The following is a 22,731-nucleotide window of genomic DNA, read 5'->3' on the forward strand; positions in this document are numbered from 1 at the left end:
TGTGAGAGTAGGACGCTGCCAGGCAGAACGAAGATCAGCTGTGATAGCTGGTCTTTTTTTGTGTTTTTAAACCGAAGGTGAAAAATAGAATGATTAATAAAGATAAAGCGAACCCGGTTGAAAAACAAAGAGACCAGAACTACTATCCCCTGAATGCTGAGGGAGAATGTGGTTGATGGACTTTCTTTTATTAATAGTCCTATATTGAGCCTTATTGCTCGAATTCCAGTGTCGGATTGGAATCCATTTATTCACATTCAAACGTTTAATTTTTAACTTTTTTTTGAAATAACAGATAAAATTAGGTCATCCCTGCGGCATATTTGAGAAAAAGAAGGCCAATATGGTGAAATTTTAACGGGGAAAAGCTATAAACGTATAAGCCGACTAGATGTGGAAAGTTTTATGCTTGTGTTTTGATGTTTTATGCTTAGGTTTTAACGATTTATGCTTAGGTTTTTGAGATTTATGCTTATGTTTAGTCGTTTTATGCTTATCTGGGCAATGAGTATGCTTATTTTATAGCTCATATGCTGATCAAGTTCATTATATGCTGATTAAGTTCGATATACGCTGATCCGAATGGCTTTATGCTTATCGTCAAAGGTTTATGCAGCTCTTGCCCTAAAAACCTAATTCCTGCATGATCCAGTGAGCCCCTATATGGGACCGTACCATTTTACATAATGGATACCAATGTTATCCCTGCCAAATCTGCACTCTACGGAACCTTCCTTCATGCTCCCCAATCAGCACACCCCCATACTAAAGATAAAAATACTCTGCTTACACTTTCACATGTTTTTACCTATCCAGTTATGGGTAATAATCCTTTATACAAAAAAAGTAACACAATCGATAATAAATACATAAAACTATGGCTAAAATGGTCGTATAAACTTATATAGGTATACAGCAGAGCGGAAGTTATAAAAAGTTGAGATAATAGGGCAATATATGTATAATTAAAGTCAAATATAGTCAAAGTCAGATGGAGGGGGTTTTATGAAAAATATCTCAGACATTATTGAAAGTTATTTAAAAGAGGTCCTGCATTTAAGTGAACGGGAAATAGTGGAGATAAAGCGCAGTGAGATAGCTGATAAATTTCAATGTGTGCCCTCCCAGATAAATTATGTTATTAATACACGTTTTACGGTAGAACGCGGTTATATAGTCGAAAGTAAGAGGGGCGGCGGAGGCTATATCAGGATTATGAAGGTGCAGCTTAGAGATGCAGCAGATCTCATAGACCAGATTCTTTCCATGATAAAAGACAGGGTTACACAGGCAAATGCGGAACATATTATTGGAAGGCTTGCAGAGGAAGAGATTATAACTGTAAGAGAAGCCAAAATTATGTTAAGTGTACTTGACCGTTCTGTATTATATATTGATCTGCCGGAACGTGACGAATTAAGAGCACGTATGCTCCGGGCGGTCCTGAAAACATTGATGTATAAATAAAAGGGACTAAATAAGGGAGATGTGTGAATGATTTGTGAGAAATGCCATGAAAGGCCCGCTACCCTTCATTATACAAATGTAGTGAATGGTAAGAAGACAGAGGTGCATCTTTGTGAGACATGTGCTCAAGAGAAGGGCAATAAGTCGTTATTTAATGGTTATGCAGGCTTTTCTATAAATGATCTATTAGGCGGACTTTTGAATGGGGTTGCTTTTCAGCAGTCTCATAATTCGGTCGCTCATAGGGAAGAGCTGAGATGTCCAAAATGTCATATGATTTATCAGCAGTTTGTGGAAATCGGAAGGTTCGGATGCTCTGAATGCTATTCTACCTTCAAGAATCATTTGGTGCCTGTGTTAAAAAGGCTTCACAGCGGCAATATTGTCCATACCGGTAAGATACCTAAAAAAGCCGGCGGGAATATTTCGTTAAAAAAGCGAATTGAAGAACTTAAACAGGATTTAAAGAGCTCAATTGATCAGGAAGAATTTGAGAGTGCAGCTAATATTCGCGATGAAATTCGCGCTCTTGAAAAGGAAATGAACAATAGTCAAGAGGGAGGCGGGCAGACATGAGCCTCGAGCGTTTTTTAAAAAATGCGGTAAGTTCCTGGATGAGCGAGGAGGGTCCTGATTCAGATATTGTACTGAGTTCAAGGGTTCGCCTTGCAAGAAATTTAAGAGAATACAAATTTCCCATCATCTTTTCCAGGGATGAAGCGGAAGCAATCATTCAATGGGCCAAAAATGATCTGAGCAGCCTTCCAGTTTCTAATACCTGCAGCTTAGAATTGCTGACCATGAATGATTTAAAGCCCATAGAAAAAAGAGTCCTGGTTGAAAAACATTTAGTCAGCCCCAATCTTGCTGAAAATGCTCCATTCGGAGCTGTTCTTCTGTCAAATAACGAGGAAGTAAGCGTAATGATTAACGAAGAGGACCATATCCGCATTCAATGTTTATATCCGGGGCTTCAGCTTAAAGAAGCGCTGGTTATGGCAGGGCAGGTTGATGATTGGATTGAGGATAAAGGTGTATATGCTTTTGATGAAGAAAGAGGATACTTAACCAGCTGTCCAACCAATGTAGGAACTGGGCTCCGGGCATCTGTAATGATGCATCTGCCGGGTTTAGTCCTGACACGGCAGATTAATCGGATTATTCCAGCGATCAACCAATTAGGCCTTGTTGTAAGAGGGATCTATGGAGAAGGCAGTGAAGCGCTCGGGAATATCTTTCAAATATCAAATCAGATAACCCTTGGGAAGTCCGAGGAAGATATTGTGGAAGATTTGCTGAGTGTTGTAGAACAGATAATTGATCGAGAAAGGTCAGCTAGAGAAGCATTAGTCGAAACCTCTGACATACAATTAGAAGATAGGGTATTTAGATCTTATGGTATTCTTGCGAATGCCAGAGTGATTGAAACAAAGGAAGCAGCCAAGTGTTTATCCGATTTAAGGCTTGGGATCGACCTTGGTTATATAAAAGATATACCAAAGACCATTTTAAATGAATTAATGATTCTCACTCAGCCTGGATTTCTTCAGCAGTATGCAGGAGGTCCTTTAAATCCTGATGAGAGAGATATTAGAAGAGCTGCATTAATTCGAGAAAGACTGATGTTGGAAGAAAATAGAGATTAGCAAGGAGGAAATGTGCCATGATGTTTGGACGATTTACTGAGAGGGCTCAAAAAGTATTAGCTTTAGCACAGGAAGAAGCTATTCGTTTAGGTCATAATAATATCGGGACAGAGCATATTCTACTTGGATTGATAAGAGAAGGTGAAGGGATCGCGGCAAAAGCTCTTTACGCTCTTGGATTGGGTGCAGATAAGATCCAGAAAGAAGTTGAAAACCTTATCGGGAGAGGGCAGGACACTGCACAGTCCATCCACTATACTCCTAGAGCTAAAAAAGTGATCGAATTGTCCATGGATGAAGCCAGAAAATTAGGCCATTCCTATGTAGGGACTGAACATGTGCTGCTTGGATTAATCCGAGAAGGAGAAGGAGTAGCAGCCAGAGTACTAAATAATCTTGGTGTAAGTTTAAATAAAGCCCGCCAGCAAGTACTTCAGCTTCTTGGCAGCAATGAAAGCGGCGGCCATCAGGGCGGTTCATCAAGTGCTGCGAGTACGCCGACTTTGGATAGCCTTGCCCGTGACCTTACTGCGATAGCACGCGAAGGTACTTTGGATCCGGTCATCGGAAGAAGCAAGGAAATTACGCGTGTAATTGAAGTGTTAAGCCGCAGGACTAAAAATAATCCAGTGCTCATTGGTGAACCTGGGGTAGGTAAAACAGCCATTGCCGAAGGATTGGCCCAGCAGATTGTGAACAATGAGGTTCCTGAAATTTTACGTGACAAGCGCGTGATGACTCTTGATATGGGAACAGTAGTAGCGGGAACCAAGTATCGCGGCGAATTTGAAGACCGCTTGAAGAAGGTAATGGATGAAATCCGTCAGGCAGGAAATATTATTCTGTTTATCGATGAGCTTCATACCTTAATCGGCGCTGGCGGTGCAGAAGGAGCTATCGACGCTTCAAATATTTTAAAACCATCCCTTGCCCGCGGTGAGCTTCAGTGTATTGGCGCTACAACGCTAGATGAATACAGGAAATATATTGAAAAGGATGCTGCATTAGAGCGCCGATTCCAGCCGATTCAGGTTGACGAGCCGACAGCAGCAGAATCCATCCAAATTTTACATGGTCTTCGTGATCGTTATGAAGCGCATCACCGTGTTTCCATTACCGATGAGGCCATCGAGGCTGCTGTAAAATTGTCTGACCGCTATATCTCTGACCGGTTCCTGCCGGATAAAGCCATAGATTTAATTGACGAAGCCGGTTCAAAAGTAAGACTGCGTTCTTATACGACACCGCCAAATTTAAAAGAGCTAGAAGTAAAATTGGATGAGGTCCGTAAAGAAAAAGATGCCGCTGTCCAAAGCCAGGAGTTTGAAAAAGCTGCATCCTTAAGAGATACAGAGCAGCGTATTAGAGAACAGCTTGAAGATACAAAGAAAACCTGGAAAGAAAAACAGGGCAAAGAAAACTCAGAGGTTACAGTTGATGATATAGCCAATGTTGTATCCAGCTGGACTGGAGTTCCTGTTACAAGGCTTGCGCAAACAGAGTCTGATAAGCTTCTGAATATGGAGCAGATCCTTCATTCACGTGTCATCGGTCAGGAGGAAGCGGTCATTGCAGTAGCAAAAGCTGTCCGCCGTGCCCGTGCAGGCCTGAAAGATCCTAAGCGTCCGATTGGATCCTTTATCTTCCTCGGCCCTACAGGCGTCGGAAAAACCGAGCTTGCCAGAGCTTTAGCCGAATCCATTTTTGGTGATGAGGACGCCATGATCCGCATCGATATGTCTGAATATATGGAGAAGCACTCCACTTCCCGTCTAGTAGGTTCACCTCCAGGGTATGTAGGATATGAGGAAGGCGGGCAGCTGACAGAAAAAGTACGCCGTAAGCCTTACTCTGTAGTTCTCCTTGATGAAATTGAGAAAGCACATCCGGATGTGTTTAACATTCTTCTTCAAGTGCTTGAAGACGGAAGGCTGACAGATTCTAAAGGACGTACAGTAGATTTCCGCAATACGATATTGATTATGACGTCCAATGTTGGTGCTGACACATTGAAGAGAAACAAATTTGTCGGTTTTAACATACAGGATGAAAAGCAGGATTATAAAGACATGAAGGGTAAAGTGATGGAGGAGCTTAAAAAGGCATTCCGTCCTGAATTCTTAAACCGTATTGATGAAATCATCGTTTTCCATGCGTTGGAAAAGGCACACTTAAAAGAAATCGTGACACTTATGTCCGATGCCTTAGTCAAACGCTTAAAAGAACAGGACATTCATCTAGAATTATCTGATGCGGCAAAAGATAAGATCACTCAAGAAGGCTATGATCCGGAATATGGGGCAAGACCGCTGCGCAGAGCCATACAGAAGCATATTGAAGACCACCTTTCTGAAGAACTTTTAAAAGGCAATGTCGAAAAAGGCCAGCATGTACTAATTGATGTTCAGGATGGAGAGCTTATTGCAAGACCTGTTGATAAAACTCCAGTAAATAAATAAACTTGTGCGGGTACACAGTTCGTGTACCCGTTTTGTTTTGTCATAGAACTAAGTTCATATAATGTCAAAATTTGATTGCAAATTAAAGAAGGATTAAACTTATAAGAAGGTTAATATGTTTATAAGTAGAGATAAAAATGTTTCTTTTTATATAAAAAAACAATTATAGAAATAGATTTGAGAGGAACAGGTATGGCGAAGAAAAAAACGAAATTTATATGTGGTTCATGCGGCTACGAGTCGGCTAAATGGATGGGGAAATGTCCTGGATGCGGCGAATGGAACAAGATGGTTGAGGAAGTGGAGATCGTTAAGCCGGGCAGAAGAGGTGCATTTGCTAATACGGAAGCCGTACATTTCTCCGGTGAACGCCAGAAGGCTGCCCCAATCACGTCCATTGCCACGATACAGGAACCTAGAATAGCGACAGATTTAGTGGAACTAAACCGTGTTCTTGGCGGCGGCATTGTTCAGGGCTCCCTTGTATTGATCGGCGGAGATCCGGGTATCGGAAAGTCAACATTATTATTGCAGGTTTCATCACAGCTTGCCAATAAACAGAAAAAAGTTCTTTATATTTCCGGAGAGGAATCTGTCAAGCAGACAAAGCTCCGTTCAGAGCGTCTTGGGGTTACTTCGGATAATCTGTTTGTGTATTCAGAAACTGATATGGATTATATCGGCCAGGCCATAAAGGAGGTAGCACCTGACCTTGTGATCATTGATTCCATTCAGACTGTATTTCAATCTGAGGTCACGTCAGCCCCTGGAAGTGTATCACAGGTGAGAGAGTGTACGGCTGAATTGATGCGTATCGCCAAAACAAACGGAATCGCTATTTTTATTGTGGGCCATGTAACGAAGGAAGGATCGATTGCAGGACCGCGCCTGCTTGAGCATATGGTAGATACAGTACTTTATTTTGAAGGGGAGAGGCATCACACTTACCGGATTGTAAGGGCGGTAAAAAACCGTTTTGGCTCTACAAATGAAATGGGCATTTTCGAAATGAAAGAAAACGGACTGGAAGAGGTTGAAAACCCCTCTGAAATTTTTCTTGAAGAACGCTCACAAGGTGCATCAGGTTCTACAGTAGTTGCCTCCATGGAAGGTACCAGGCCCGTTTTAGTTGAAATCCAGGCACTCATCTCGCCAACAAGCTTTGGTACGCCCCGCAGGATGGCTACTGGAACGGATCACAACCGGATCTCACTCCTTATGGCTGTGTTAGAAAAAAGAGTAGGGATGCTGCTGCAAAATCAGGATGCATATCTAAAGATCGCAGGAGGAATCAAGCTGGATGAACCAGCCATAGATCTGGCGATTGCCGTAAGCATTGCATCCAGCTTTAGAGATAAACCAACACGACAAACAGACTGTCTGATTGGAGAGGTGGGTCTGACTGGGGAGGTGCGGCGTGTTTCAAGGATTGAACAACGAGTACAGGAGGCAGCGAAACTAGGCTTTGAAAGGATCATTCTTCCTGCCAATAATTTAGGCGGCTGGAGCGTACCGAAAGGAATTGAATTAGTGGGTGTTTCAACTGTGGCGGAAGCACTTCAATACGCAATAGGAGGGTAAATATGAGCGAAAAAAGGTCCCTTGATAAGACGAAAACAGAGATTTTGCGTATGGTCGCCCCTGGTGCTCCTCTAAGAGAAGGCATTGATAATGTCCTGAGGGCAAACACAGGCGGACTGATTGTCGTCGGCTATAATGAGAAAGTCCGTACCATTGTCGACGGCGGGTTTCATATTGAATGCCCCTTTTCTTCAAGCTATCTGTATGAATTGGCAAAAATGGATGGAGCCATTATTTTAAATGAGAAAGCTGACCGCATTATATTAGCGAATGCCCAGCTTGCTCCAGACTCCTCTATCCCTTCAAGTGAAACAGGAATGCGGCACCGTACCGCAGAAAGGGTAGCCAAAGAAACAAAGGCATTAGTCATTGCCATCTCACAGCGGCGTAATGTGATCACTCTCTATCAGGGGAACTTTCGATATGCCTTAAAGGACATGGCCGTCATCTTAACAAAAGCCAACCAGGCGATCCAGACGCTGGAAAAATATAAAGCGGTTCTGAGGCAGAGTATTACACACTTAGGATTATTAGAATTCGAAGAGTCTGTAACCTATGGGGATGTATTGCAGGTCATGCACCGTTTTATTATGGTGCTGCGCATTAAGGGGGAACTGATTTCGTATTTAAATGAACTGGGGACAGAAGGGCGATTGATTAGGCTCCAGATGAACGAACTGCTGACTGATCTCGAAAATGAAGCATTTCTGATTATCCAGGATTATATTTACGATAAGAGTGCCTCTTCAAAAGAAATACTTGTCCGTCTGCAGGAATTCTCCAATCTTGAAATCGTCGAAGATGGAATGATTATGAAGCTCCTAGGCTATATGGGGTATACGCCTATAGAAGAGAGCATCTATCCAAGGGGCTACCGCCTCCTGCATAAGATCCCAAGACTTCCGCTATTGATTATTGAGAATTTGGTTACACAATTTAAAACGCTGGCAAACATCATTAATGCTTCTGTAGCCGATCTGGATGATGTAGAAGGAATAGGAGAAGTCAGGGCCAAAAAGATTAAAGAAGGTCTGAGGTCGATAAAGGAACAGCATTTTTCAGAAAGAAAAATCTAGTTTGAATCATTAGCACAACTATGCTAAAATATTAGGCTTTAATTATTTGACACGGGAAATGGCGGGTGCTAACCTAAGAATTACGAAAGCCGGGCTTCGTATTCCTGCTTCTATAAAGTAAAAAAATCTATAAAATATGCCTTCATAGGTTTTGATTTAGGATATTTGATTATAATGAGTAAGGGAGGTGAAGGGATGTTAAAAAGAATAGTTCAGGCTTGTTTCCTTATAACAGGCGGCACATTGGGGATTTTCTTAATTCCTGAATTAATGGCGGTTTTACATGCTTCAGATATCACGTATATTAACAACCCTTATGTTACTGCAATAATAGGTGCAATTATATTTTATTTTATTACTTTTAAGGCAATCGATCATGTGGTGAATTTTATTAAATGGTTTGAAGAGACACTAGTCAAAGCCCCAATAACCGATATTATCTTTGGAAGTTTGGGATTGCTTGTTGGGCTCTTGCTTGCCTTTTTGATAGGATTTGCGTTAAATGCCATTGAAGTGCCGATCATTAATACTGTTGCCCCTATTCTATTAACATTGTTATTTGGCTACCTTGGATTTCAGGTGGGCTTTAAGAAGCGTGATGAGCTTTCGGGTTTATTCAGTAAAACCAACAAGAAAAAAGGCTCTGATATTGAGGAAGAGGCTGAGAATGAGAAAAATCAGCTTAAAATACTTGATACAAGTGTTATTATCGATGGCAGAATAGCGGATATCTGTCAGACTGGTTTCCTTGAAGGGACTATCGTAATCCCGCAATTTGTTCTCGAAGAGCTGCAGCATATTGCCGATTCTTCAGATGCTTTGAAAAGGAACCGGGGTCGACGCGGACTTGATATCTTAAATAGGATCCAAAAGGAACTGGCCATTAAAGTTGAAATTTATGAAGGTGACTTTGAAGAGATCCAGGAAGTGGACAGCAAGCTTGTAAAATTGGCCAAGCTTACAAATGGTGTGGTTGTTACCAATGATTTCAACTTAAATAAAGTATGTGAACTGCAGAAAGTGGCAGTATTAAATATTAATGATCTGGCAAATGCGGTGAAACCGGTGGTCCTGCCTGGCGAGGAAATGAATATCCAGGTGATCAAGGATGGAAAAGAGCAGAACCAGGGAGTAGCCTATTTGGATGACGGGACTATGATTGTGGTGGAAGATGGCCGCAATTATATAGGTAAACGAATCGATGTGATGGTAACAAGTGTACTCCAGACTTCTGCCGGAAGAATGATCTTTGCGAAGCCAAAGATGCTTGAGAAGGCGCTGTAATACAGGGGAGAAAATTTTATGTTTTATGAAGTCATTATCCCTGCGGCTGGCAGGGGAACTAGAATGAAGGCTGGTAAAAACAAGCTTTTTTTAACACTTTTTGATATACCGCTGATTGTCTATACCTTGAGAGTCTTTGATGGAGATCCGGCATGCAGGAGGATCATCCTTCCTATCAATATCAATGAGAAGGCCGAGTTTGAGAGGCTTATAGAAGAGTATTCCTTCCAGAAACCAATTGAGCTTATATCGGGCGGAGCGGAGCGGCAGGATAGTGTCTACAACGGTTTGCAAGCTATAGAGAAACAGGAAGCGATTGTTCTTGTCCATGACGGAGCCCGCCCTTTTATTCAGCGAAATCTCATTGCGGAGCTTGTTAAGGCTGCAGCGGAACGGGGCAGTGGTATTCTTGCTGTACCGGTAAAAGATACGATTAAAAAGGTAAAGGATAACTCGGTTCTGGAGACCGTAGAACGATCCAGCTTGTGGGCAGTGCAAACCCCACAGGCTTTTCGTATTTCCCTGTTAAAAGAGGCTCATAGAAAAGCTCGTGAAAGCGGCCTGCTTGGTACAGACGAAGCAAGCTTAATTGAAAATATGGGCTTAGAGGTATCGGTGATTGAGGGAAATTATGATAATATAAAAATCACGACCCCAGAAGATATTTTCTTTGCCGAGGCTATTATACGTAAAAATAAATAGACTAAATTTATAATAAAGGAGTCACTAAGATGTTTCGTGTGGGACAAGGGTTTGACGTACATCAGCTTGTCGAGGGAAGGCCGTTGATTTTAGGCGGGATCACGATTCCTTATGAAAAGGGCCTTCTGGGGCACTCTGACGCAGATGTTTTGCTGCATACCATAGCAGATGCCTGCCTGGGTGCAATTGGAGAAGGCGATATTGGCAGGCACTTTCCTGATACGTCCGCAAAATTTAAAGATGCGGATTCTGCCGTTCTTTTACAGCAGACATGGGAACTTGTTAAGCAAAAAGGCTATTCTTTAGGAAATATAGATTGTACAATCATTGCACAAAAGCCCAAAATGGCACCTTATATAGGCGATATGAGAGCAAGAATTGCTGAGCTTCTCGAAGGTGAAGAAAGCCAAGTCAATGTTAAAGCGACAACGACTGAACAATTAGGCTTCACTGGGCGCGGCGAGGGCATTGCTTCTCAGGCGGTCATACTCTTGATTAAAAATAACTAAATATTACGCATGGAGGAACAGCTATGAATAAAGAAATCCGCGTTCGTTATGCACCAAGCCCAACGGGTAATTTACATATAGGAAACGCACGTACAGCACTTTTCAATTACCTGTTTGCAAGGAATAAAGGCGGAAAGTTTATCATCCGCATAGAAGATACGGATAAGAAAAGGAATATCGAGGGTGGAGAGCAAAGCCAGCTAAAATATTTAAAATGGCTGGGAATGGATTGGGATGAAAGTGTTGATGTCGGTGGAGAATATGGACCGTACCGCCAATCCGAAAGAAACGATATTTATAAAAAATATTATACTGAATTACTGGAAAAGGACTTAGCCTATAAGTGCTATTGTTCAGAAGAAGAACTTGCTGCTGAACGTGAAGAGCAGATGGCTAGGAATGAAACACCTGTCTATTCCAGAAAGTGCCGCCATTTAACAGATGAGGAACGGGCTAAGCTCGAAGCCGAAGGCCGCGAGCCAAGCATCCGTTTTGCTGTTCCTGAAGGTAAAGTGTTCACCTTCGATGATATGGTAAAAGGTGAAGTTTCCTTTGAATCAGAGGGGATGAGCGATCAGGTCATAGTGAAAAAGGATGGGACACCAACCTATAATTTTGCCGTTACCGTGGACGACTATCTAATGAAGATTTCCCATGTGTTAAGAGGGGATGATCATATATCAAATACGCCAAAACAGCTGATGATTTATGAAGCTTTAGGCTGGGAACCGCCAATTTTTGGCCATATGACTTTAATCGTAAATGAAAGCCGCAAGAAACTGAGCAAGCGTGACGAAACGATTATTCAATTTATCGAACAGTACGAGGAACTTGGGTATCTGCCTGAAGCTCTATTCAACTTCATTGCTCTGTTAGGCTGGTCACCAGTTGGAGAGGAAGAAATTCTGTCAAAAGATGCGTTTATTCAGGGCTTTGATGAAAACAGGCTTTCCAAATCGCCTGCATTATTTGATAAGCAAAAGCTATTGTGGATGAACAATCAATATATGAAGAAGCTGGATCTAGCTGAGGCAGTTGAACTTTGTTTTCCTCACCTCGTCAAGGCTGGGCGCATGCCGGAACATTTAACGGATGAAGGAAAAGTCTGGCTTCATGGATTAATTAGTTTGTTTTTGGAGAAAATGAGCTATGGAGCTGAAATTGTAGAATTATCCGAGTTATTCTTCACAGACCGAGTGGAGTTTGATAGTGAAAGCCAGGCTGTCCTAGCAGAAGAACAGGTTCCTGAGGTCCTCACTGCTTTTCTTCATGAGGTAGAAGCACTCGAGAATTTTAAAGCAGACGAGATTAAGGCAGCTATGAAAGCTGTTCAGAAAGCAACCGGTCATAAAGGAAAAAAACTATTTATGCCGATTCGTGCGGCTGTTACGGGACAGACACACGGGCCGGATCTGCCTCAGGCTATTGAATTATTAGGAAAAGATAAAATAAAGCAGCGTCTTCAGGATATTTTGAATTAACATTTTCAGTATATTGTAATATAGTAGTAAGTAATTATAAAAAAGTGCGTAGACAGGGAGAAGTAAAAAAACGAAGCTTTTTAGAGAGAACCATCACCGGCTGAAAGTGGTTTAAGCCTCTCCGTTTTTTGAAATGCACCCTCGAGCCCTTCGCAGAAACTGCGTCATAGACGTTTAGTATGCAAGGCGGCTGGCCAGCCGTTAAAAGGCTTAAAGCAGGAAAGGGCTGAATGCGGCCTTTTCAAGCAGAGTGGAACCGCGCGAGGAACAGCGTCTCTGTCATTATGACAGAGGCGTTTTTTTTATAAATAAAAAGACAGGACAAAAAACCTTGGGAAGAATGGAGGCGGCATAGCATGTTTAAGAATCTAAAAGAAGATATTGAGGTTGTGTTTGACCAGGACCCAGCTGCTCGCAGCTACTTAGAGGTTATTTTAACCTATTCCGGTTTGCATGCTATATGGGCGCACAGGGCTGCCCACGCTTTTTATAAAAGAAAGTGGTTTTTTATTGCAAGAACCATATCTCAAATAAGCCGTTTTTTCACCGGAATTGAAATACATCCTGGCGCAAAAATAGGCCGAAGATTCTTTATCGACCATGGAATGGGAGTTGTAATTGGGGAAACCTGTGAGATCGGCGATAATGTCACCATCTTCCAGGGAGTCACGCTTGGTGGTACAGGCAAGGAAAAGGGGAAGCGCCACCCAACCATTCACGATAATGTGTTGATATCTACCGGCGCCAAAGTGCTGGGCTCCATAGTCATTGGCCAAAATTCTAAGGTTGGCGGAGGTTCAGTTGTACTTCGGGATGTTCCTCCGAACTCCACTGTAGTCGGCATACCGGGAAGAGTCGTCATTCAGAATGGTGTGAGAGTGAAGAAGGATCTGGACCACTGCAACCTTCCGGATCCTGTTAATGACCGTTTAAGAACTCTTGAAGAAGAAATTCAATTTCTTAAAGGGGAACTAAAGAAAATGGAAAACGAAAGGAGCCTCATTCGTGAGCATTCAAATTTATAATACTCTGTCGAGACAAAAAGAGGAGTTTACACCATTAGAAGAAGGAAAGGTAAAGATGTATGTATGCGGACCTACCGTATATAATTATATTCATATAGGAAATGCCCGTCCTGCGATCGTATTTGATGCAGTGCGCCGTTATCTGGAATACCGCGGCTACGAAGTGAATTTTGTTTCAAATTTTACTGATGTAGATGATAAGCTCATCAAGGCAGCTAATGAGTTAGGCGAAGAAGTACCTGTAATCGCTGACCGCTTTATTGAGGCGTATTTTGAAGATGTAGGTGCATTGGGCTGCAAAAGAGCGGATGTTCATCCCCGTGTTATGGAAAACATGGATATCATTATTGATTTTATTCAGGCTTTAATCAACAAAGGGTTTGCCTATGAATCTGAAGGGGATGTATATTACAGGACCCGAAAATTTGAAGGTTATGGCAAGCTTTCACACCAGTCTATAGATGAACTTCGTCTTGGCAGCCGGATTGAAGTGGGTGAGAAGAAACAGGATTCTCTTGATTTTGCTCTATGGAAAGCCGCTAAAGAAGGAGAAATCTTTTGGAAAAGCCCCTGGGGAAAAGGAAGACCAGGCTGGCATATTGAATGTTCTGCGATGGCAAAAAAATACCTTGGGGATACAATTGATATCCATGCAGGTGGGCAGGACCTGGCGTTTCCACATCATGAAAATGAAATTGCCCAATCCGAGGCGTTAACAGGAAAGATCTTTTCGAAATATTGGATGCATAACGGATATATTAATATAGATAATGAAAAAATGTCTAAATCTCTAGGGAATTTCATTACGGTTCATGACATCCTCAAAAATCATGACCCGGGATTAATTAGATTTTTCATGCTGTCAGTCCATTACCGTCATCCGATCAATTATAGTGAAGAGCTGTTAGAGAACTTAGAAGCAGGCTTAAACCGACTTAAAACTTCATACCAGAACTTAAAGCACCGTCTAGGATCAAGTACGGGCTTAACAGAAAACAGTGAAGAATGGCTTCAAAAAGTATCGTCTATCCACCAGGACTTTGAAAAAGAGATGGATGATGATTTTAATACAGCAAATGCTATTTCTATACTGTTTGAGCTTTCGAAGCAAGCGAATTATTACCTGCTTGAAAAGAATACAGACAGACCTGTCATCGAAGCTTTCATTAAAGAATTTGAAACACTATTTGGCATCCTTGGGCTGATCTTGGAAGAACAGGACCTGCTGGATCAAGAGATAGAAGAGCTGATTGAGCAGCGTAACCAAGCGCGCAAAGACCGCAACTTTGCATTGTCTGATGAAATTAGAGACCGTTTAAAAGACAGGAATATCATTCTAGAGGATACCGCACAAGGAACGCGATGGAAACGAGGATAAGCATGAAGCCGCAGTACGAACATCAAATAAAAGTCAATTTGCTCAACAGCTTAGCTCTGGCCTATATGGGCGATGCCGTATTTGAAACATACGTACGGCATCATCTCCTTCAAAAAGGGGGGATCAGACCTCATCTCCTTCATAAGGAATCTACAAGTTTTGTGTCAGCAAAGGCTCAAAGCAAGGCGATTCATTATTTTATGGATAGTGGTTTGTTAACTGAAGAGGAGCAGTCTGTAGTTAAACGAGGCAGAAACGCTAAGTCAGGAACTGTGCCTAAAAATACAGATGTCCAAACCTATAGATATAGTACAGCTTTTGAAGCCCTGATCGGTTATTTGTTTCTAAGTGAAGAAATAACCAGGATGGAAGAAATTATTGGAGAGACTATTCTGTATCTAGAATCTGAGAAAGGAGGAAAAAACAATGAGTGAAGAATTTATCATCGGTAGAAATCCAGTTCAGGAGGCATTAAGGTCTAATAGAGAGATCAATAAGATCTGGATTGCAGAAGGAGCTCAAAAAGGGTCCATGCAGCCCATTATAGGGATGGCTAAAGAAGCCAACATCATGGTACAGATTGTACCAAGGAAGAAAATCGACCAGATGTCTGACGGAAATCATCAAGGAGTCATCGCTCAGGTCGCTGCCTATGATTATGCAGAGATTGACGATTTATTTAAGAATGCGGAGGAGAAGAATGAGGAACCCTTCTTCTTAATATTGGATGAAATAGAAGACCCCCATAATTTAGGCTCTATCATGAGAACAGCTGATTCGTCTGGGGTTCATGGTATTATCATTCCAAAACGGAGGGCCGTCGGACTGACTGCAACGGTAGCGAAAGCTTCTACTGGAGCGATCGAATATATTCCAGTTGCACGGGTGACTAATCTGTCCAGAGCTATAGAGGAACTGAAAGAACGCGGAGTCTGGATTGCCGGGACTGATGCAAAAGCAAAGCAGGATTACCGCAGGATGGACGGAAACATGCCTTTAGCCATTGTAATTGGAAGTGAAGGCAAAGGGATGGGCCGGCTGATCAAGGAAAAATGTGATTTTCTATTCCATTTGCCAATGGCAGGGAAAGTAACTTCCTTGAACGCATCTGTAGCTGCCGGATTATTGATGTATGAGGTATACCGCAAGCGGCAGCCATTAGGAGATTGAAGCTATGGACATTCTTCTGGTTGATGGCTACAACATCATTGGTGCCTGGCCTCAGCTGCGCTCCCTTAGGAATCGGGACCTTTCCGCCGCAAGAGACAGTCTGATACAAAAGATGGCAGAATATCAGGCTTTCAGCGGATTCCGTGTAATTGTTGTTTTTGATGCTCATTTCGTGCAGGGAACTGAGAAGAAGTACAAAGATTATAAAGTAGAAGTGATCTTCACCAGGGAAAATGAGTCGGCTGATGAACGGATTGAGAAACTAGCAATAGAACTGAATAACATAAAAACGCAGATTCATGTCGCTACTTCCGATGCGACAGAACAATGGGCCATTTTTGGACAAGGGGCACTTAGAATATCAGCCAGGGAATTGTTTAATGAAGTAGAGCATATTGACAAAGAAATAGAAAAGAAAATAGTCAAAACGTCTGGTAAAAAACCCGCTTCCAAAATCCAGCTTAGCAGTGAAATGGCAGAAATTTTCGAAAAGTGGCGCAGAGGCAGCTTCTGAATTATTGACGGCCAAAATTTTCCTCCTGTATAATAGCTTTATCTACGTGTGCGATCGGGGGGATTTGAGTGATTGCGAACTTCGAAGTAAAGCATAATCATGATTTTGAGCAAATGGAAGATGAGGTATTAGTAGAGCTTGTACATAAAGGGGATAGTGAAGCGCTGGATTTTATTATCCACAAATATCGTAATTTTGTACGAGCCAAAGCTAGGACCTATTTCCTGATAGGCGCGGATAAAGAAGATATTGTTCAAGAAGGGATGATTGGCCTCTTTAAATCTATACGTGATTTTAGAGAAGACAAGCTGACTTCATTTAAAGCTTTCGCAGAGTTATGCATCACCAGGCAAATCATAACTGCGATTAAGACTGCAACGCGGCAGAAGCATATTCCGTTAAATTCCTATGTATCACTGGACAAGCCGATATATGATGAGGAATCCGACCGAACCCTTATGGATGTGATTTCGGGCACAAAGGTTATGGATCCGGAAGAATTAATTATTAATCAAGAAGAATATGATGATATCGAAACCAAAATGGCGGAACTTCTAAGTGATCTGGAAAGACGTGTCCTCTCCCTTTATCTGGACGGGCAGTCCTATCAGGAAATTTCAGAAGAGCTTAACCGCCATGTTAAATCAATCGACAATGCTCTTCAGCGGGTAAAAAGAAAGCTGGAGCGTTATTTAGAAATCAGGGAAATTACTCAGTGATCCCCACTCTCATTATTCTATAGTATCAATCCATAATCCTCTTATTTTTCGGACTTTCCTATTTTATTATCCTAACGTATTCTGAAGAACCAATGTTTTGTGAAGCTGTATAAGACCCTTTTTAGGTAAAGAGACCCTGGTAATCTTCCAACTGGTTAGGCGGCATGTATTCTAGGCGGATCCATAGGACTGTTAAGATGGATCTGCGTCCAGCTGCAGAGCTTAGCCCCTCGAGTCATAAGTCAATCAGTCCATGAGAAGGAAAAGCGCTTCTCACAGCCTGCTCGCCTTATGCTTGGCTGGAGCATAAGTGCGACTAGGCTTCTGTCTTCTTTATCGGAGGCCCACAGGATGTGGGTCAGAACGGCGTTGCCACAGGACGTGGCGCTTTTAGCCGTTCGTCCTCTGTTCAAGGCTCCTTCACTTTTATGGGGTATCTGCGTCCAGCTGCAGAGCCTAGCCCCTCGAGGTCATAAGTCAATCAGTCCATGAGAAGAAAGCCCGCTTCTCACGGCCTGATCGCCTTATGCTGGTCGGGGCTGAACGAGGCTCTTCCGCTTTTGAGGGTATTGACATAAAAAGGGAGCCATGATACAGTTTTTAAAGTGTATAATGATAAAGGATGTACTTATTTATGAGAAGAAAAGTAGTTTTATCCTGTACTGTTTGCGGCTCAAGAAACTATGCCACAGAAAGTAATAAAAATTCCAATGAAGAACGATTAGAGATTAATAAGTTCTGCAGTACCTGCAATAAGCACGCACTTCACAAAGAGACGAAGTAATGAATTCACAGACATAGATACCAGTCATTTTACCCGGGGTGGAGGTTACATTTATGCAGCGCATATCTGAGTTTTTTCGCGGCGTAGTTCGCGAAATGAAAAAAGTAAGCTGGCCAAAGAAAAAAGAGCTTACATCATATACAATCACTGTTTTGACAACAATTGTGTTTATGGCCGTTTTCTTTGCCGTAATAGACTTAGGTATTTCAAAGTTAATTCGTTTAATACTTGAATAATTAATCGCAAATAATGGTATAATGGTGATAAATTAATAGTGTCTGAAAAAAAAGCCCGGGAACGGGTTTTTTAATTTGGTTTTTTTTAAGCATCGTGCTTTGAAAGCTATTGGTGTTATATCCTGCAGCAGCAGCCTGCCCTGACGCAGGAAGCTGCGCCTTTAGGTGAAGATGGCGTGTCTTATTTACTGAGGCAGATCAGCTGTTTCAGACCGTCTGCATAAATGCAAAACTATTTCCTGTAGGGAGGGAAAGGACATTAAGTCCTAAGCAATGGAAAAGAACTGGTATGTGGTCCACACTTATTCGGGCTACGAAAATAAAGTAAAAGCCAATCTCGAGAAGCGTGTAGAGACAATGGCAATGCAAGATAAGATATTCCGGGTAGTCGTTCCTGAAGAAGAAGAAACAAGTATCAAGGACGGCAAGAAAAAAACAGTTAAGAAAAAGGTATTTCCAGGTTATGTCCTTGTTGAGATCATCATGACTGATGATTCATGGTATGTAGTGAGAAATACGCCAGGAGTAACTGGATTTGTCGGTTCTGCCGGATCTGGGTCAAAACCAACCCCGCTTCTTCCGGAAGAAGTGGTGAACATCCTCAAACATATGGGCATGGATGAGAAAAAAGTGGACGTGGACTTTACTCTTGGAGAAAAGGTTCAGGTTACAGAAGGCCCGTTTGCGACCTTTGTCGGTTCCATTGAAGAGATCGATAAGGATAAATCTAAAATCAAGGTTCTGGTTAATATGTTCGGCCGGGATACGCCAGTAGAACTGGATTTTGACCAGGTGGAAAAAATATAAACCAAAATAAACTTGAAATCATTTTGAAAAAGTGGTAATATTTCAAAGGTCAGTATGTCTCATTCGTGAGCCCTGAACTATTTAGATAATTCTTTATTTATAATATAAAGAATCCAGATGAGTGGGAGGGTTTTAAAACCCATATACCACATCACGGACGATAAGGAGGTGTGTCTCGTGGCTAAAAAAGTAATTAAATTAGTAAAGCTGCAAATTCCTGCAGGTAAAGCTAACCCAGCACCACCAGTTGGTCCTGCTCTTGGTCAAGCCGGTGTTAACATCATGGGTTTCTGTAAAGAGTTCAACGCTCGTACAGCAGATCAAGCTGGTCTGATCATTCCTGTTGAGATCACGGTTTTTGAAGACCGTTCCTTTACATTCATTACGAAAACTCCGCCCGCTGCAGTTCTTCTTAAAAAAGCAGCTGGTATTGAGTCTGGTTCTGGTGAACCAAATCGTAAAAAGGTTGCTACAGTCAAGCGTGATACAGTGCGTGAGATTGCTGAATCTAAAATGCCTGACCTAAACGCTGCTAGTGTTGAAACTGCTATGCGTATGGTTGAAGGTACTGCTCGCAGCATGGGTATTGTTATTGAAGACTAATTCCATGCAAAATTGTTAAGGTGTTTTTTCTGGGGGTTGCGGTATTGTTAAAAATGCTCGCAACCTTTATTCGTGGGAGGTTATTCCGCTAAAACCACATATTAGGAGGAAAATTAAAATGGCTAAAAAAGGCAAGAAGTATCTAGAAGCTGTTAAGCTTGTAGATCGTTCTAAAGCATATTCTGTAGCTGAAGCTATTGAGTTAGTGAAAAAGACAAACACAGCTAAATTTGACGCAACTGTTGAAGTTGCTTTCCGTCTAGGCGTAGATCCTAAGAAAGCTGATCAGCAAATCCGTGGAGCTGTTGTGCTTCCAAACGGAACTGGTAAAACTCAGCGTGTATTAGTATTCGCTAAAGGTGAAAAAGCAAAAGAAGCAGAAGCTGCCGGAGCTGACTTTGTTGGAGATGCTGATTACATCAACAAAATTCAGCAAGGGTGGTTCGACTTTGACGTAATCGTTGCTACTCCAGACATGATGGGTGAAGTTGGTAAACTTGGCCGCGTGTTAGGACCAAAAGGCCTAATGCCAAACCCTAAAACTGGAACAGTAACATTTGATGTAGATAGAGCAGTTAAAGAAATCAAAGCTGGTAAAGTGGAATACCGTGTCGACAGACAAAGTAATATCCATGTACCAATTGGTAAAGTTTCTTTCGATGACCAAAAACTTCTTGAAAACTTTACAACAATCTTTGATACTTTATTAAAAGCTAAGCCTGCGGCTGCAAAAGGAACTTACATGAAGAACGTTGCTGTAACTTCTACAATGGGCCCTGGTGTGAAAGTTGATCCTTCTACTTTCTCAGCTGTAAAATAATGTTGACAAACTAAGAAATATGTATTATGATATTTCTTGTTGAAAATAAAATACATTTGTACCGTAGACAGCAGGTGCTTTCATAGGCTTAATTTCCTGCCTAGGTAAATTCGATATATTAGTCTTTGACTATACGAACTTACTGCCTCCATGTCTGCATAGATCTGGAGGCTTTTTCATGAGCGGTATATATTGTGTTTAACAAATCTTACAGGAGGTGTCTAGATGAGCAGTGCTATTGAACAAAAGAAACAGATCGTAGACGATATTGCTGGTAAATTCAAAGAGAGCAAATCTACTATCGTTGTTGACTACCGCGGCTTAACAGTTGCAGAAGTAACAGAACTTCGTAAACAACTTCGTGAAGCAGGAATCGAGTTCAAAGTTTTCAAAAACTCTTTAACTCGCCGTGCTGCTGAATCAGTTGAACTTGCTGGCTTAAACGAATCTCTTACTGGTCCAAACGCTATCGCGTTCAGTAATGAAGATGTAGTTGCGCCTGCAAAAATTCTTAATGATTTCGCGAAGAAACATGAAGCACTTGAAATTAAAGCTGGTGTAATTGAAGGAAACCTTGCAACAGTTGAAGAAGTAAAAGCTCTTGCTGAACTTCCATCACGCGAAGGATTACTTTCTATGTTGCTTAGCGTACTTCAAGCTCCAATCCGTAACCTTGCTCTTGCTGCAAAAGCTGTTGCAGACCAAAAAGAAGAACAAGGCGCGTAAGCTTAAGTTGCCATTAGCAATTCATGTCTGACAATATAAATTAAAACTATTTTAGGAGGAACTAATAATGACTAAAGAACAAATCATTGAAGCAGTTAAATCCATGACTGTTTTAGAACTTAACGATCTAGTAAAAGCAATTGAAGAAGAATTCGGCGTAACTGCTGCTGCTCCTGTAGCAATGGCTGGCGGAGCTGCTGGTGCAGACGCTGCTGCTGAGCAAACTGAATTTGACGTTGTTCTAGCTAGCCCTGGAGATCAAAAAATCAAAGTTATCAAAGTGGTACGTGAAATCACAGGTCTTGGTCTTAAAGAAGCAAAAGAACTTGTTGACAACACTCCAAAAGCAGTTAAAGAAGGAGCTTCTAAAGAAGAAGCTGAAGAAATCAAAGCTAAACTTGAAGAAGTTGGAGCTAACGTTGAAGTTAAGTAATATTGCGTAATAGAAAAAGCTCGCTTTTAAAGCGGGCTTTTTTTTACTGCATTTTTATTATTTTGGCTGTTTTCTTAAACTTTGTTGCTATTGAACAAGAAGTTGATTGGAGCACAAGGCATGCTCGCTTTCCGCGGGGCGGGCGGTGAGCCTCCTCGTCTTCGTCTGCGGGGTCTCACCTGATAGAAAAGCGGAAGCGCCTTGTTCAGACCCGATAAAGAAGACTTGCTGATTGGCGAGCGTTAGCGAAGACAGAAGCTTAGTCGCGCTTATGCGTTAGCCAAGCATAAGAAAAGCGGGCCGTGGAAAGCGGTTTTCCTTTCATGGACCGATTGGCTTATGACTCGAGGGTCTAGGCGCTGGAGCCGGACAATGCCCGCTGCTCCCGCAGGAGTCTCGCACCTTACACTCCAATCAACCTGATTTAACAATAGAGTGATGTAACAAAACTTATTAAAAAAACAATAATCTTTTAGAAAAGAGCCATTATTTCAGTGTATAGCCTCCTGTGAATCAACCTGGTACACGACGGGTTTGGGCAGCTCTTCCCGAAGGACCGTTTGGTTCATTCTGTAGACGGATAAAATAAGTAATGGTACAGAGTTCAAACTTCTAGAAAAGAGTGTTAGTAAAGGATGAGGTATTTATGAGTGATCATTATTTTTCCAGGACTCCACACGCAGAGAGCAATCCACAGTACTGGTCTTTTACTTTAAGGAACAAGGAATTTAAGTTTAAAACAGATAATGGTGTTTTTTCAAAGAAGGAAGTAGATTTTGGTTCCAGACTTCTCATTGAGACCTTTAAACCTAATAATGACATTGAAGGTGACGTTTTAGATGTTGGCTGCGGGTACGGGCCTATTGGACTTTCTTTAGCGTCGGAGCTTGAGGATAGCCGTGTTCATATGGTGGATGTAAATGCAAGGGCGATCGAACTTGCGAAAGAAAATGCGCAGATTAACCATGTTCAAAATGTTAAAATCTATGAGAGCGATAGGCTAACTGGAGTCGAGGCATCAGGGTTCGCATCTGTTCTTACCAACCCGCCTATCCGGGCAGGCAAGCAGGTTGTTCATGAAATTTTCGAACAAAGTTATGCTAAATTGGCTGACGGAGGAGAATTGTGGGTTGTAATTCAGAAGAAACAAGGGGCGCCGTCGGCAATGGATAAGCTTGAAGAGTTATTCGGGAATGTGGAATTAGTGGAGAAGAAAAAGGGGTATTATATCCTGTACTCAAAAAAATAAAAAAATCTCCTAAAAGATTTGACTCGCAAATATGGCTATGATAATATTATTTAATGCATATA

At 41.8% G+C, this 22,731-nt stretch carries 24 protein-coding genes and 2 other annotated features; all 24 genes read left to right on the forward strand.

The annotated features are described in order from the left end of the window. Window positions 1-1,005 precede the first annotated feature (1,005 nt). The 24 genes from CUU66_RS02885 (at window position 1,006) to CUU66_RS03000 (ending at window position 22,669) form a co-directional block, all read left to right on the forward strand. On the forward strand, window positions 1,006-1,467 hold the full coding sequence (locus tag CUU66_RS02885) for a CtsR family transcriptional regulator (protein ID WP_101640181.1): 462 nt from the start codon (window positions 1,006-1,008) through the stop codon (window positions 1,465-1,467). A gap of 27 nt (window positions 1,468-1,494) precedes the next feature. Continuing rightward, the gene (locus CUU66_RS02890; protein WP_101640182.1) at window positions 1,495-2,043 is read left to right on the forward strand and encodes a UvrB/UvrC motif-containing protein; all 549 of its coding nucleotides are present in this window, start codon (window positions 1,495-1,497) and stop codon (window positions 2,041-2,043) included. Then, window positions 2,040-3,113 carry a protein arginine kinase gene (locus CUU66_RS02895; RefSeq protein WP_101640183.1) on the forward strand — a complete coding sequence of 358 codons (1,074 nt, stop codon included), beginning with the start codon at window positions 2,040-2,042 and terminating at the stop codon, window positions 3,111-3,113. Before CUU66_RS02890 ends, CUU66_RS02895 begins: the two co-directional genes overlap by 4 nt. A 17-nt stretch (window positions 3,114-3,130) precedes the next feature. Continuing rightward, window positions 3,131-5,572: an ATP-dependent protease ATP-binding subunit ClpC gene (gene clpC, locus CUU66_RS02900; RefSeq protein WP_101640184.1), complete on the forward strand. Its 2,442-nt coding sequence runs from the start codon at window positions 3,131-3,133 to the stop codon at window positions 5,570-5,572. A gap of 192 nt (window positions 5,573-5,764) precedes the next feature. After that, window positions 5,765-7,153, forward strand: coding sequence for a DNA repair protein RadA (gene radA, locus CUU66_RS02905; protein ID WP_101640185.1), 1,389 nt, complete (start codon window positions 5,765-5,767; stop codon window positions 7,151-7,153). A 2-nt stretch (window positions 7,154-7,155) separates the two neighbouring features. Further along, window positions 7,156-8,229: a DNA integrity scanning diadenylate cyclase DisA gene (gene disA / locus CUU66_RS02910; protein WP_101640186.1), complete on the forward strand. Its 1,074-nt coding sequence runs from the start codon at window positions 7,156-7,158 to the stop codon at window positions 8,227-8,229. A 195-nt stretch (window positions 8,230-8,424) separates the two neighbouring features. Beyond that, window positions 8,425-9,513 (forward strand): PIN/TRAM domain-containing protein, encoded by a 1,089-nt coding sequence (locus tag CUU66_RS02915; RefSeq protein ID WP_101640187.1) that lies wholly within the window; start codon window positions 8,425-8,427, stop codon window positions 9,511-9,513. 18 nt (window positions 9,514-9,531) lie between these two features. Next, a complete protein-coding gene (ispD, locus tag CUU66_RS02920; protein WP_101640188.1) occupies window positions 9,532-10,215 on the forward strand; it encodes a 2-C-methyl-D-erythritol 4-phosphate cytidylyltransferase in 684 nt (227 codons plus the stop codon). A gap of 29 nt (window positions 10,216-10,244) precedes the next feature. Continuing rightward, window positions 10,245-10,724 carry a 2-C-methyl-D-erythritol 2,4-cyclodiphosphate synthase gene (gene ispF, locus CUU66_RS02925; RefSeq protein ID WP_101640189.1) on the forward strand — a complete coding sequence of 160 codons (480 nt, stop codon included), beginning with the start codon at window positions 10,245-10,247 and terminating at the stop codon, window positions 10,722-10,724. A 23-nt stretch (window positions 10,725-10,747) separates the two neighbouring features. After that, window positions 10,748-12,205: a glutamate--tRNA ligase gene (gltX, locus tag CUU66_RS02930; RefSeq protein WP_101640190.1), complete on the forward strand. Its 1,458-nt coding sequence runs from the start codon at window positions 10,748-10,750 to the stop codon at window positions 12,203-12,205. A gap of 40 nt (window positions 12,206-12,245) precedes the next feature. Continuing rightward, window positions 12,246-12,486: a binding site (T-box leader), on the forward strand. A gap of 75 nt (window positions 12,487-12,561) precedes the next feature. Beyond that, on the forward strand, window positions 12,562-13,230 hold the full coding sequence (cysE, locus tag CUU66_RS02935; RefSeq protein WP_101640191.1) for a serine O-acetyltransferase: 669 nt from the start codon (window positions 12,562-12,564) through the stop codon (window positions 13,228-13,230). Further along, on the forward strand, window positions 13,211-14,608 hold the full coding sequence (gene cysS / locus CUU66_RS02940; RefSeq protein WP_101640192.1) for a cysteine--tRNA ligase: 1,398 nt from the start codon (window positions 13,211-13,213) through the stop codon (window positions 14,606-14,608). The genes cysE and cysS overlap by 20 nt, the downstream gene beginning before the upstream one ends. A 2-nt stretch (window positions 14,609-14,610) precedes the next feature. Continuing rightward, window positions 14,611-15,042, forward strand: a complete 432-nt coding sequence (locus CUU66_RS02945) for a Mini-ribonuclease 3 (RefSeq protein ID WP_101640193.1) — start codon at window positions 14,611-14,613, stop codon at window positions 15,040-15,042. Continuing rightward, window positions 15,035-15,778, forward strand: a complete 744-nt coding sequence (rlmB, locus tag CUU66_RS02950) for a 23S rRNA (guanosine(2251)-2'-O)-methyltransferase RlmB (RefSeq protein ID WP_101640194.1) — start codon at window positions 15,035-15,037, stop codon at window positions 15,776-15,778. The genes CUU66_RS02945 and rlmB overlap by 8 nt, the downstream gene beginning before the upstream one ends. A gap of 4 nt (window positions 15,779-15,782) precedes the next feature. Beyond that, window positions 15,783-16,292 (forward strand): NYN domain-containing protein, encoded by a 510-nt coding sequence (locus CUU66_RS02955; RefSeq protein WP_101640195.1) that lies wholly within the window; start codon window positions 15,783-15,785, stop codon window positions 16,290-16,292. A gap of 68 nt (window positions 16,293-16,360) precedes the next feature. Continuing rightward, window positions 16,361-17,011: an RNA polymerase sporulation sigma factor SigH gene (sigH, locus tag CUU66_RS02960; protein WP_257967882.1), complete on the forward strand. Its 651-nt coding sequence runs from the start codon at window positions 16,361-16,363 to the stop codon at window positions 17,009-17,011. Between the two features lie 634 nt (window positions 17,012-17,645). Then, window positions 17,646-17,795 carry a 50S ribosomal protein L33 gene (rpmG, locus tag CUU66_RS02965; RefSeq protein ID WP_101640196.1) on the forward strand — a complete coding sequence of 50 codons (150 nt, stop codon included), beginning with the start codon at window positions 17,646-17,648 and terminating at the stop codon, window positions 17,793-17,795. A gap of 53 nt (window positions 17,796-17,848) precedes the next feature. Further along, a complete protein-coding gene (secE, locus tag CUU66_RS02970) occupies window positions 17,849-18,031 on the forward strand; it encodes a preprotein translocase subunit SecE (RefSeq protein WP_101640197.1) in 183 nt (60 codons plus the stop codon). 273 nt (window positions 18,032-18,304) lie between these two features. Then, on the forward strand, window positions 18,305-18,838 hold the full coding sequence (gene nusG, locus CUU66_RS02975; RefSeq protein ID WP_101640198.1) for a transcription termination/antitermination protein NusG: 534 nt from the start codon (window positions 18,305-18,307) through the stop codon (window positions 18,836-18,838). Window positions 18,839-19,015: 177 nt separating this feature from the next. Next, window positions 19,016-19,441, forward strand: coding sequence for a 50S ribosomal protein L11 (gene rplK / locus CUU66_RS02980; RefSeq protein ID WP_142383695.1), 426 nt, complete (start codon window positions 19,016-19,018; stop codon window positions 19,439-19,441). 118 nt (window positions 19,442-19,559) lie between these two features. Beyond that, window positions 19,560-20,261, forward strand: a complete 702-nt coding sequence (gene rplA / locus CUU66_RS02985) for a 50S ribosomal protein L1 (RefSeq protein WP_101640200.1) — start codon at window positions 19,560-19,562, stop codon at window positions 20,259-20,261. A 43-nt stretch (window positions 20,262-20,304) separates the two neighbouring features. Further along, window positions 20,305-20,447: a sequence feature (ribosomal protein L10 leader region), on the forward strand. A 39-nt stretch (window positions 20,448-20,486) separates the two neighbouring features. Continuing rightward, complete coding sequence (gene rplJ / locus CUU66_RS02990; RefSeq protein ID WP_101640201.1) at window positions 20,487-20,987, forward strand: 50S ribosomal protein L10; 501 nt, start codon at window positions 20,487-20,489, stop codon at window positions 20,985-20,987. A gap of 67 nt (window positions 20,988-21,054) precedes the next feature. Further along, window positions 21,055-21,420 (forward strand): 50S ribosomal protein L7/L12, encoded by a 366-nt coding sequence (gene rplL, locus CUU66_RS02995; RefSeq protein ID WP_101640202.1) that lies wholly within the window; start codon window positions 21,055-21,057, stop codon window positions 21,418-21,420. Window positions 21,421-22,066: 646 nt separating this feature from the next. Beyond that, window positions 22,067-22,669 carry a class I SAM-dependent methyltransferase gene (locus tag CUU66_RS03000; RefSeq protein WP_101640203.1) on the forward strand — a complete coding sequence of 201 codons (603 nt, stop codon included), beginning with the start codon at window positions 22,067-22,069 and terminating at the stop codon, window positions 22,667-22,669. The last annotated feature ends 62 nt before the right edge of the window (window positions 22,670-22,731 follow it).

Source organism: Peribacillus deserti, assembly GCF_002863585.1.
In the GTDB taxonomy this organism is placed as follows: Bacteria; Bacillota; Bacilli; order Bacillales; family DSM-1321; genus Paraperibacillus; species Paraperibacillus deserti_A.